Here is an 11,438-nt window from a genome sequence, read left to right on the forward strand (position 1 = left end):
TCGGCGATCACGGGTGGCTGCACTACGCGCTCAGCACTCATGAGTGGAGCCCCGAGGACGACCCCCTGTGGGCAGGCCTTGGCGCCGGTGGCGAGAACCCCAAGTTGCTGATCAATCAGACCAGTGACGGGCTCTATTATCTGGACGGCAATGAGCCCGAAGGGTGCGCGATCTCTGACTATTGGCTGGTGAAATGGCCCCGGGAGCCGTTCACACGCAACCGTGTGGACATTCTCTACGCCGAGTACCTGTACCTGAAAGCCCTCGGCTCCCTGGGGTTTGATGTACCGGAGGTGCGCTGGCAACCTGATGCCTTGTGGGTACGTCGCTTCGACCGGGGTCCCCGCGGACAGCGGTATCCGGTGGAGTCCCTGTACAACGTGATGGGTCTGATCGGAAACGGCGCCCGGTTGAATCACGTGGATGTGCTGACGGCCATTCTGCCGTTGGCCAGTGATCCGGATGGTATGCTCATCGAGTATCTGATCCGGGACCACATCAACCGGTTGCTGGGCAACAGTGACAACCACGGTCGCAACACTTCGTTCCATCGAAACTTCCACGGCCTGGCGCTGACGCCGATCTACGATGTCTCGCCCATGGTCATGGATGAAGACGGCATTGCCTGGAGCACCACCTGGCCGTCCGACTGGCAACAGGAGCGGAACCCGGACTGGAACAGGATCATCCGGTATTTTGCGCAATCCCCTGAGCGGGTCCGGTCCGGGTTGAAATCCAAGGCTGCAGCCCTGACCCAACTGACCAACACGGATGCCTGGAAGGCGTTGCCGGATGCCGTAGTCAGACATCCGCGGGTCATGCCCATCGGGGTGTCCCTAGAGTTGTGAAGCCAGTGGGTTGATAACGGGTGGAGTGGCCAGGGTTCAGATCCATACAGACGAACGACAGGCCCGCTCGGTTACCATCGCGGCCGCTTGCGCTGTGTTTTCATGAAAACAGTTCCTGAAGGACATTCATTGCTCAATGGCCATACAGTTTACTAATGAAGAACAGTCGCCATTTGGCTTCTCTGGCTGGCGCGTCACCGCCACCCTGCGGGGCAAACACTACCGCAAGGACTTCAGCCTGCGACCACCCGGCAAAGATATTCCCGAGGCATTGTGGCACCGGTATCAGAAAACCCGTGCCGAGTATTACGACGCCCGCTGGGCCATGCGGGCCGCGGCTATCGGGTATTTGGACGTTATCCGCACCGAGCACCCCAACACCCAACCGTACCGGGGTGTCGGCTTCCGGGGTATGACCCTGGGCATCGGGCCCATCACCAAAGGTGGAAATGATGAGTGCTACATGGAGGTGGCGGCACCGGGCAGGCCACTGAGGGTCGTGGTTTCCCAGGAGCAACCGCTCAGCAAGGCCTGGGAACGGGCAGTCAATCTGTGGGGGGAGGTGTTTGGCATTCGGGCCAAAGACGTCGAACATAAACGTCGTAACCCACCACAGCCGGAGCAATTCAAACGCCTGCGGACCCATCTCAATGAACACGAGAAGGCGGGTATCCCCGTGAGCGTGCTGCACCACGTCTTCGCCGAACAGCGGGCGGAGATCGAACGGCAAAAATCCCGCCGTCAGCTCAAAGAGCGGGTCATCGAACAGGATGAGCTGCTGGACGTGCATGCCCGCCTTGAGCGTGAGATCAGTGAGTTTATGGAAAAGTCCGGGGCACGGGCCTGAGGCCGCAGCCCGACCAGGGAGGACCTCCCGCAACGAACAGAGTGAATGAGGCGCAGGATGGACAGTCGTGACACCCCAGCCACCAAAGACCGAACCAGAGTTGCGCTGAAAGGTTTTCGCTACATCATGGCCCAATGGGGCTGCAATGAAGCGGAGCAGAAACAGTTGTTAGGGCTGGATCAGGCCGGGTTCGACCGGTTGATGGGGGGCGAGCCTGATCCAATGTCCGGGCAGCAGCTGCAGAGGATCAGCTATGTCATGGGCATCGCCCGGGCACTGGACATTCTTTACCCCACTGAAGACCGGGCCGCAGAACGGATCCGCAAGCCAAGCCCAGAAGCGCCGTTTCTTGGCCTGTCGCCGCTGGCGTTCGCCTTGGCGGATCCGGAAAACGGACTGGCGCTGACCCGTCGTTATTTTGACTGGAAAGTGCAGGTGTAGGGGCTGCTCGTTTGCTTTGGGGGGACTTTACGACCCTGAGTAAAAGGGCGAGTACACTACACCGGTATACTTTAGGGCGTTGATCCACGATGAGCTGATTGGCCTCGTGAGGGCGTACTCGCCTGTTATTTTTCTGAGTCCGTTTCCGGTACTTTGTTCAGGCGGCGATACAATGTCGATCGGCTAACCCCAAGTGATTTCGCAGCAGCAGAGTAGTTGCCATTGCACGCTTGCAAGACCTGTTGCATGTGCTCCCACTCCATATCCCTGAGGTTTCGTGGTTGGTTGGTTTTTGCCGTTGATGCTTTGGCCGTGTCTACAGCCGTCTGCTCACTCTGCTCGAGTTTTCGGCGCCAGCGCATTGGAAGGTCCGCCAGACCCACGTGATTTGAATCGGTCGCCGCTCCCACCAAAAGCGCTTCCAGGCAGTTTTCCAGTTCACGCCAGTTACCCGGCCAATGGTACGCTGCCAATTGATCCCGCAGCACCCGTTCTAATTGAGTAGATCTGTCGTGGCGACTACAGATCTCATTCCACAGGCGCTCGATAGACTCCCCCAGGTCTGTTTGCTGATGGAGAGCGGGCAGTTCCACGACCACGGCTGCCAGCCTGAAGTAAAGGTCTTCCCGGAAACGTCCAGCGCTGACGAGTTCTTCCAGGTCGTGGAGGCTTGCTGCGACAATCCGACAATCAATCGGCAGCTCTTCGTGCCCTCCGAGTGGAGTGACTGTTCGCTCCTGTATGACCCGAAGGAGTCGGGCCTGCAGATCCAGGGGCATATCGCCAATCTCGTCCAGCAAAAGTGTGCCGCCCTGAGCTTGCAGGAATCGTCCGCTGTAACCGCCCTTGCGAGCGCCGGTAAACGCACCGTCCCGATATCCGAAAAGCTCGCCCTCTATGACACCTTCGGGGAGGGCTGCACAATTGATAGCGACAAAGGGGCCATTATTTCCCGCATCAATGTGGAGAGCCTTGGCAAACTGCTCTTTGCCCGTTCCTGTATCACCTTGCAATAACACTGGCATTCCGGCTTTCAGCGCCGACAATCCTCGTCGGGCCTCGGTGGCCAGCTCGTCGGGCCATGCCCGAATTAGCTCCTCGGTTGCCGATAATTTGACGACTCCTCGCATAGGGTACAGGGCTGTATTCCGCCAACTTGACGGCGGCGAAAGTCTGCCAATCATCTGGCGCCCGGTCCCTTCCAGGCTGAGTACTCCGGGGTGCTTTCGGCAATGGTCGACCAGGGCGCCCCAAGACACACCAAACACTGATTCGACAGGACAACCGACCAGACCGGTTTCGGTCGTCACAAAGGTCTTAAGGGCGCTTGAGCTGGCTGCAACCAGAGAACCATCGTGGTTAAAAGCAAGCAGGCCAGATGGTTCTTGTTGAGACCAGGACGATAGAGCCTGAACTTGCAGGATCCAGTGATCACGGTAGCTGTCTAGGAACAGCTGATGCTCAAAAGCTGCAGAAAACCAGTTGGCGTGGTCGAGAAACTGGTCTGGCCTCGGGTGATTGGCCGCAAACGTAAAGTCAATGAGGCCCAGAACGTCGCCATGCAGGTCGAACAGCGGGGCCGCCACACAACCGACGGTCACCTCGGGGTAGAGAAGGTGTTCACAGGAGTTCACCAGCACCGGTTTACGTTCAATCAGGCAAAGTCCGGGGGCGTTCGTGCCAGCGAGAGACTCGGCCATTAGGGTGCCGGGATCGATTGCCACGTTGACCATAAAGTCATGGTCCGGGCCTAACCGCTTGAGAATCGTCGCGTCGGGGGATGCGAGGATAACCTGGCAGTCGCTGAGACTATTGGACAGACGTTCTGCAAGCGGTGATGAGAGCTTGAGGAAGCGCTCGTTACGCTCAAACTCGTGCTTCAGCTCCCGCCCGGCCATCTGTGGTAAGGCTGGCTCGGAGCCAACGCGCATTCCGGATTCAAGGCACCTGAGCCAGGACTGGCCAATGCTGGTGTCCAACAAATCTGTAGAAACATGGCCACGTTCGGCCTGCAGATAGGCCTGCTTGATCACATCCGGTGTACGAAGAACCGTCCGAAACATGCCGTGTACTCCCTAGAGGTCTTGTTCTTATTGTCTGACTTTGCAACACCTGTCGCACTCTGACACAGACGATATCCGTCTCATACTAGCAAAGATTTCCCTAACTGCATGACGACCAAGGTTTCCCTGTTTTTGCTACTGCTGGCATGGGTTTTGATATGTATTAGGACAGGCTGTTGAGGCCGGTACACCAACAATGACAACAAGGGTGAAAAGGGTACGTTATGACTTTCGATATTGATTCGCTGAGATTTCAGTGGGATAGGACCTCCGAATTCTTTGCCAGACTCAAGCAGGCGGGTACGACTGGCATCTGCGCCTGCCACGACCGACAACTTCACCAAATGAACGTCTTTGGAATTCTCGTTGATAAGGTCCCGTCCAGTGGTGGCTTTCGTACAGGGGAGGTTGACGGTTATGGCTCTTGATCAAGCATCTCAGATGTTTCTGGAAGCCCTCGCCAAACCCGGAGCGCCGGCAATCCACGAGAGTACACCTGCTGTCGCTCGTATGAGCGGACCGATGTTAGCCGGCATGAGTGGCAGAGGGCCAGAAGTCGGTGCCGTTGAGTCGTTCAAGCTTGCGACGACTGATGGTGGTGAGATCCGTCTGCGGGTCATGAAACCTGAAGGAGTTCCGAAATCAGTTATTGTTTATTTTCACGGTGGCGGTTGGGTTATTGGAGACATTGACCTCCAGTACGACAACCTGGCTCGTCAACTTTGCGTCAAGACACAGTCGACCGTCGTACTTGTGAACTACCGCAAAGCCCCGGAGTACCCATTTCCGAGCGCGATTGAGGATAGCTTTGCCGGATTGAAATGGGCTGCGGAGAATAAGAAGAGCATTGCAGGTGAAGAAGTACCACTGATTGTGGCTGGTGACAGTGCCGGTGGCAATATTGCAGCCGTGATGACATTGCGGGCGCGAGACCAGGGTGGTCCCCGGATTGATTACCAGGTTCTCGTGTACCCGGTTACCGACTGTGACTTTGACCGGCAATCCTATGTAGCACCGGAAAATCAGCTGCTGCTGAACCGCGACACCATGATTTGGTTCTGGAACCACTACCTGCCTGATGGTGACCGTACACATCCGGATGCATCACCGCTCCGGGCGCGGAACTTAACCGGGCTTCCTCCTGCGTTAATTTATCTTGCCGAACACGACCCATTGCATGATGAGGGTGCGGAATACGCGACTGCGCTAAAAAATGCTGGCGTTGAAGTGGAGATCAGTGTGGCTGAAGGTCAGATGCACGCCTTTTTTCAGATGGCGAACATTCTGCCCGGCTTTGATGCAGGCGTTGCCTACGTCAGCGAGAGGATAAACGCCCATATCGATAATCTGGCTAAGGGGTAAGGTCATGACCACATCAGCAACACGGGATTTGGGTACCGGGATTGGCAAAACCGACTACGACGTGGTGATTATCGGGGCGGGGTTCGCCGGCATGTATCAACTGCACAAACTACGTCAGATTGGTTTGCGTGCGCATGTCTTTGAGGTCGGGAATGATGTTGGTGGTACCTGGTACTGGAATCGGTACCCGGGTGCGCGAGTCGATATCGAGTCAATGGAGTACTCCTACTCGTTCGACAACGACCTTCAGCAGGAATGGCGCTGGAAAGAGCGGTATGCACCTCAGCCGGAGTTACTCGAGTATGCCCGCCATGTCTGTAAACGGTATGACTTGCGTAAGGACATCAGCTTTTCGACGAAAGTGGAGAAGCTAGGCTGGGATGAGCGCGCAAGAACATGGACTGTAGAAACTCCTAATGGAAAAGCAGTGACTGCCCGATATGTCATCGCAGCGACCGGGTGCCTGTCGAAGCCCTCTGAGCCGAAATTTGAGGGTATGGAATACTTCAGAGGCCAGATGTATTGGACGTCGAATTACCCACATGAGGGTGTCGACCTGTCTGGTAAGCGGGTTGCTGTGATTGGTACGGGCTCCTCGGGTATACAGACGATCACCGCCATTGCTCCGCAGGTTGGCCACCTGACCGTGCTTCAGCGAACACCGACGTTCGCCGTTCCAGCGCATAATACGCTCATCTCTGACGCACGAGACGCCGAGATTAAGGCAAAGTATGACGAAATCCGAAGGGTCGGGCGTGCGACGTCGGTTGGATTTAATCAACCACCAGGTGACCGCATGCTTGCCGATGTATCGCCCGAAGATGCACGTAAAGAGCTCGATGAGCGCTGGGCTCGTGGCGGCCTGGGGTTCAGTTTTGGATTCGATGATGTGTTGCTTGAACCTGTAGCGAACAATTTTGTTGCGGAATATGTCCGCGAAAAGATTCGGGAAAAAGTAAAGGATCCACACACTGCGGAGCTTTTATGCCCCAGGAGTTACCCCATCGCTAGTAAGCGGATGTGCGTTGATACCGGGTATTTTGAAACTTACAACCGGGACAACGTCGATCTCGTCGATCTGAAAAGTGAGCCTCTTCAACGAATTACTGAAAGTGGGATTCTTGTTGGTAGTCGGAAAATTGAAGTCGATGTGATCATCCTTGCTACGGGCTTTGATGCGATGACCGGGGCCTTGAACAGTATTGAAATCAGTAATGGCCTCGGGACACTGAAAGAAAAGTGGGCCTATGGTCCGCGTACTTATCTCGGTTTGATGAGTCATGGTTTCCCGAACCTGTTTATGATTACCGGCCCGCAAAGTCCCTCCGTGCTGTCAAACATGATGGTCTCCATTGAGGATCATGTTGACTGGGTCAGTGAAACCCTCAAAGACCTGACGGCTTCAGGCCAAACTCGAATTGAGCCTGCCGCTGACGCGGAGGAAAACTGGGTTCATACCACGAATGACCTAGCCAACATGACGCTGATGCCTCAGGCAAACTCCTGGTACATGGGGGCGAATATTCCTGGAAAGGAGCGTGTTTTCATGCCATTCATGGGGGGAGTGGATACCTACGCCCAGATAATCGCAGGTATTCGAGTGGCTAATTACCACGGCTTTGAGTTTGGCTAGTTTGTGGTTAGGGATTGGTCTGGTGGGTGGCGCTATTCAGGGTGCCCAGGCCAGGTCAACCCCTTCCCCTTAAGGCTTCTCCCGCCCACATGGTTTGGGATGAAGCCGGCCTCCATGGCGGCTCAGCGTGTATTTCTATGACTGCGATAAGGTCGGATGAGCTGCTCTTCGCACGTATCCGAATTCGTGCCTCAACGCCTCCTAACACTTACCTCTGTCCCGGTTGGTAGAGCAGGCTTTGGAAACTGCCTGAATGCCTGGTTTTAGGTCAGAATCACTGTCTGATTTTGCAACACCTGTCGCAACCTGACACAGGGATACGCTGAGTGGACTGGTGCTTAATTATTTAACCAACTGATATAACTGCATATTTCATAATGTTTTTGGCTGGCATGACTCTTGATAGAGACCTTGGCAGGCTCTAATAGCCTGAGCGCTAACAATGACAACAACGGCAAAAAGGTAATGCTATGACTCAGATTCCTGAACACATCCAGGCCTGGCTTGACCGTGATCACCAGCTCTTCATCGGTGGTGAGTGGGTGGCACCTGAAAAGGGCGTAAAGCTGGATGTTTTCAATCCTGCAACTACGGAAAAGATCAGCTCCGTCTCCCTGGGCGACAGCAAAGATATTGACCGGGCAGTAAAGGCCGCCCGCTCAACCTTTGCTATGTGGCGCAATTCGCGTCCGGCAATCAGAGAAAAACTGCTGCTGGACCTTGCGGATGCAATCGAAGCAAAAGCTGATGACTTCGCCATGCTTGAGACTCTCGATAACGGAAAGCCTTTCACGGTTGCACGGGATGTTGATGTTGCCGCCGTTGTGACTTTCATTCGATACACCGCCGGCTGGGCGACCAAAATTGAAGGTCGAACTAAAACACCGTCGATGATGGCTGTTCCCGATGAGGCACAGATTGTCGCTTACACGCGCCGTGAACCGGTTGGTGTTGTCGGTGCGATCGTACCCTGGAATTTCCCCATGCTTATGTCGATCTGGAAAGTCGCCCCGGCACTGGCCGCAGGGTGCACAGTGGTCCTGAAACCTGCAGAGGACACCCCGCTTTCAGCATTGTACTTCGCACAAATTGTATCTGAGGTTGGCTTCCCGGCAGGCACTCTGAATGTTGTTCCCGGTCTGGGGACGGAGGCGGGCTCTGCTCTTGCTGGCCATCCCGGTATCAACAAGTTGGCGTTTACCGGGTCGACAGTGATCGGTAAAGAGGTCGGCAAAGCGGCCATCGAAAATATGACCCGGGTGACGCTGGAACTCGGTGGCAAGTCCCCCGTAATGATTCTGCCGGACGCCGACCTTGATCTGGCGGCCAACGGCGCGGCCCAAGGGATTTTTTTCAACCAGGGGCAGGCTTGTACCGCGGGGTCACGAATTTACGTTCATGAGTCTATCCATGACGCCTTTGTAGAAAAACTGGCTGCGATTGCAGATTCCCTGCAGATGGGGCCGGGGATTGACCCTGCGACGATGATAGGGCCTCTGGTCTCTGCTAAACAGCAGAAAAGGGTTCTGAGCTATATAGATCAGGCGAAGCAGGACGGCGGACGAATCGTGACCGGCGGTGGTACGCGGCTTGATACAGGTTACTACGTTGAACCTACCGTGATTACCGGTCTTCCACAAGAAAGCCGCTGCGTTCAGGAAGAGATCTTTGGGCCTGTGGTTGTTGTACAAAAGTTCAGCACTTTTGAAGAGCTGGTGGAACTTGCTAATGACAACTGCTATGGGCTTGCTGCGAGCATATTCTCCAACAACCTCTCTGCGGTTAATCGTCTGATACCAAATATTGATGCGGGATCCGTCTGGGTGAATGGCCATCACCTGAATGATGCTTGTATGCCCTTTGGTGGCTTCAAGCACTCCGGTATCGGTCGTGAGCTCAGCGATTCACTTGTAAACCATTACACCGAAGAAAAAGCGGTTGTCATTCTGTGCTGACAGCCCGGTTCGGGCAGCGGGCGGTGCTTGTCCGGCTGTCTGCCCCTGTATCTGACAAAAATAAGAAAGGATCACGTATGAAACCAAAAATCAGAACAACCGTGTTGGTCGGCCTGTCGATCGGGCTGATTTCAGGTTTTTCTACTGTGTCAGCGAACACGAATGTCGCAGGTGCCAACAACGGGCAGAACTGGCCTATTCATGGTTATGACCATAACGGGAGCCGGTTCAGCCCGCTGTCACAGATAACGACGGAGAACGTCGGAAACCTGAAGCTGGAGTGGTCCTATCAACTGGGATCGACCCGGGGGGTAGAGTCCACCCCAATCGTTATCGATGGAATCATGTATGTGACGGCGCCGTGGAGCATTGTCCATGCGGTTGACGCAAGCACCGGCGAGAAGCTTTGGGTGTATGACCCGCAGGTTCCTAGAGACTTTGGTGAGAAGGGCTGTTGTGATGTTGTTAACCGAGGCGTGGCCGTTCAGGACGGGCTGGTCTACGTCGCATCTTTTGATGGTAGGTTGATTGCGTTGAATGCCGATGATGGCAGTGAAGTCTGGGTTGTAGACACAATAGTGGACCGAACCAGACCTTACACGATTACTGCGGCACCAAAGGTGTTCAATGACAAGGTGATTATCGGTAACGGCGGCGCTGAATATGGTGTTCGTGGTTACATCACTGCCTACGATGCGAAAACCGGTGAAGAGGCCTGGCGCTGGTATACGGTTCCGGGTAACCCCGATGAGCCTTTTGAAAATGAGGCTATGGAAATGGCGGCCGAAACCTGGGATCCCAGTGGCAAATATTGGGAGGCGGGTGGCGGTGGCACCGTCTGGCACTCCATGGTTTTTGATCCGGAACTGGACCTGATGTACATCGGAACCGGAAACGGCTCGCCCTGGTCGCTCCATCATCGGAGTCCCGCAGGCGGCGATAACCTCTTTCTTGGTTCTGTTGTTGCCCTTCGTCCAGATACCGGTGAGTACGTCTGGCACTATCAGCAGACACCGGGGGACAACTGGGACTACACATCCACTCAGGACATCATCCTCGTCGATCTGCCCTATCAGGGAGAGCAGCGCAAGGTTCTTATTCACGCCCCCAAGAACGGGTTTTTCTACGTTGTAGACCGTGTGACAGGCCAATACTTGTCCGCCGAGAACTTCGTGGACGTTAACTGGGCGTCTGGTTACGACGAGAATGGCCGTCCCATTATAAACCCGGAGGCTCTTTCAAAGGATGAACCGTTTGATGCCATTCCGGGACCTTATGGCGCTCATAACTGGCAGGCCATGTCCTACAGCCCGGAAACGCGGCTTGCCTACATCCCGGCTCAGCACATACCGGCCAGCATGCAGAAAATTCCAGACTGGTCGTACGGTGATACCACGCCTGGGACTCCGCAGGCCGGAACTGGCTGGAACACAGGGATGTACGTGAATCCTGTACCACCAACAGCGATGCCTTTCGGTCGCTTGCTCGCCTGGGACCCGATCAAGCAGGAAGAAGCCTGGCGCTTCGAGCATGTTTCTCCCTGGAATGGAGGCACCCTTGCAACCGCCGGCAACCTTGTGTTCCAGGGTACTGCCGATGCGCGCTTCATGGCGTTTAACGCCGCAACAGGGGAGCACCTTTGGCAGTCGTCCGTCGGGACCGGCATTATCGCGTCACCGGTGACCTATGAAGTGGACGGTCGTCAGTTCGTTTCCATCGCTGTCGGTTGGGGGGGTGTCTACGGTCTGATCCAGAGGGGAAGTGAACGCGTCATTCCAGGCACGGTGTATACCTATTCGCTGGAGGGCAAGGCAGAGTATCCGGAGTACTCTGAGTATCAGCGTACGTCACTCGTTTCAGGAGTTGAGTATGACGCTGGCAAGGCTGAGGAGGGGCTGGGGATCTACGTCACTAACTGTGCCTTCTGCCATGGTGTACCTGGCGTTGATCGTGGTGGGGTCTTACCGAACCTTGGTTATTCGGACGCGTCCACAATCGAGAACCTGGAACTCTTTGTTCTGCAGGGCGCATTGGCCCATCAGGGTATGCCTAACTTTGGTGAGCGTCTCAAGCAGGATGACGTTGAAAAAATCAGAGCCTTTATTATGAGTACAGCTGACGCCATACGGCCAACGGAGTAAGGCATTTCTGGTACGACCCCCTGCTGCTGCCAGCGGCAGGGGTATCTATAACCCGGATCAGGTATTACAACAACAATGACCAGTTCCAAACAGATCAAGCTCTGGTTCGCTATCGGTTCTATGGTGACTGCGACACTTCACAGCCATG

Annotated in this window: 8 protein-coding genes; 7 read left to right on the top strand and 1 reads right to left on the bottom strand. The window is 55.2% G+C overall.

The features are described 5' to 3' along the window. The 3 genes from AAC035_RS12125 to AAC035_RS12135 form a co-directional block, all read left to right on the top strand. Positions 1–848, top strand: an 848-nt coding sequence (locus tag AAC035_RS12125) for a HipA domain-containing protein (RefSeq protein WP_339804475.1), incomplete at its 5' end; no start/stop codon positions are given. A 136-nt stretch (positions 849–984) separates the two neighbouring features. Continuing rightward, complete coding sequence (locus tag AAC035_RS12130; protein ID WP_339804477.1) at positions 985–1,695, top strand: hypothetical protein; 711 nt, start codon at positions 985–987, stop codon at positions 1,693–1,695. A gap of 57 nt (positions 1,696–1,752) precedes the next feature. Beyond that, a complete protein-coding gene (locus tag AAC035_RS12135) occupies positions 1,753–2,136 on the top strand; it encodes an antitoxin Xre-like helix-turn-helix domain-containing protein (RefSeq protein WP_339804480.1) in 384 nt (127 codons plus the stop codon). Between the two features lie 125 nt (positions 2,137–2,261). Here AAC035_RS12135 and AAC035_RS12140 read toward each other — a convergent pair whose 3' ends face one another. Next, complete coding sequence (locus tag AAC035_RS12140) at positions 2,262–4,199, bottom strand: sigma-54-dependent Fis family transcriptional regulator (protein WP_339804482.1); 1,938 nt, start codon at positions 4,197–4,199, stop codon at positions 2,262–2,264. A 417-nt stretch (positions 4,200–4,616) separates the two neighbouring features. On the opposite strand from AAC035_RS12140, the gene AAC035_RS12145 reads away from it, so the two are divergent. From AAC035_RS12145 to AAC035_RS12160, 4 genes are all read left to right on the top strand, one after another. Beyond that, complete coding sequence (locus AAC035_RS12145) at positions 4,617–5,561, top strand: alpha/beta hydrolase (RefSeq protein WP_339804485.1); 945 nt, start codon at positions 4,617–4,619, stop codon at positions 5,559–5,561. A gap of 4 nt (positions 5,562–5,565) precedes the next feature. Then, positions 5,566–7,194 (top strand): NAD(P)/FAD-dependent oxidoreductase, encoded by a 1,629-nt coding sequence (locus AAC035_RS12150; protein WP_339804486.1) that lies wholly within the window; start codon positions 5,566–5,568, stop codon positions 7,192–7,194. Positions 7,195–7,664: 470 nt separating this feature from the next. Then, positions 7,665–9,149: an aldehyde dehydrogenase family protein gene (locus tag AAC035_RS12155; RefSeq protein WP_339804488.1), complete on the top strand. Its 1,485-nt coding sequence runs from the start codon at positions 7,665–7,667 to the stop codon at positions 9,147–9,149. A 77-nt stretch (positions 9,150–9,226) separates the two neighbouring features. Then, positions 9,227–11,290, top strand: a complete 2,064-nt coding sequence (locus AAC035_RS12160) for a PQQ-dependent dehydrogenase, methanol/ethanol family (RefSeq protein ID WP_339804490.1) — start codon at positions 9,227–9,229, stop codon at positions 11,288–11,290. The last annotated feature ends 148 nt before the right edge of the window (positions 11,291–11,438 follow it).

The organism is uncultured Marinobacter sp., assembly GCF_963974375.1.
Classification (GTDB): domain Bacteria; phylum Pseudomonadota; class Gammaproteobacteria; order Pseudomonadales; family Oleiphilaceae; genus Marinobacter.

What these genes read in the sequence shown, in the direction of transcription:
- AAC035_RS12140 (WP_339804482.1), bottom strand. Translation starts at nt 4,199, where the DNA reads ATGTTTCGGACGGTTCTTCGTACACCGGATGTGATCAAGCAGGCCTAT.
- AAC035_RS12150 (WP_339804486.1), top strand. Translation starts at nt 5,566, where the DNA reads ATGACCACATCAGCAACACGGGATTTGGGTACCGGGATTGGCAAAACC.
- AAC035_RS12135 (WP_339804480.1), top strand. Translation starts at nt 1,753, where the DNA reads ATGGACAGTCGTGACACCCCAGCCACCAAAGACCGAACCAGAGTTGCG.
- AAC035_RS12145 (WP_339804485.1), top strand. Translation starts at nt 4,617, where the DNA reads ATGGCTCTTGATCAAGCATCTCAGATGTTTCTGGAAGCCCTCGCCAAA.
- AAC035_RS12160 (WP_339804490.1), top strand. Translation starts at nt 9,227, where the DNA reads ATGAAACCAAAAATCAGAACAACCGTGTTGGTCGGCCTGTCGATCGGG.
- AAC035_RS12130 (WP_339804477.1), top strand. Translation starts at nt 985, where the DNA reads ATGGCCATACAGTTTACTAATGAAGAACAGTCGCCATTTGGCTTCTCT.
- AAC035_RS12155 (WP_339804488.1), top strand. Translation starts at nt 7,665, where the DNA reads ATGACTCAGATTCCTGAACACATCCAGGCCTGGCTTGACCGTGATCAC.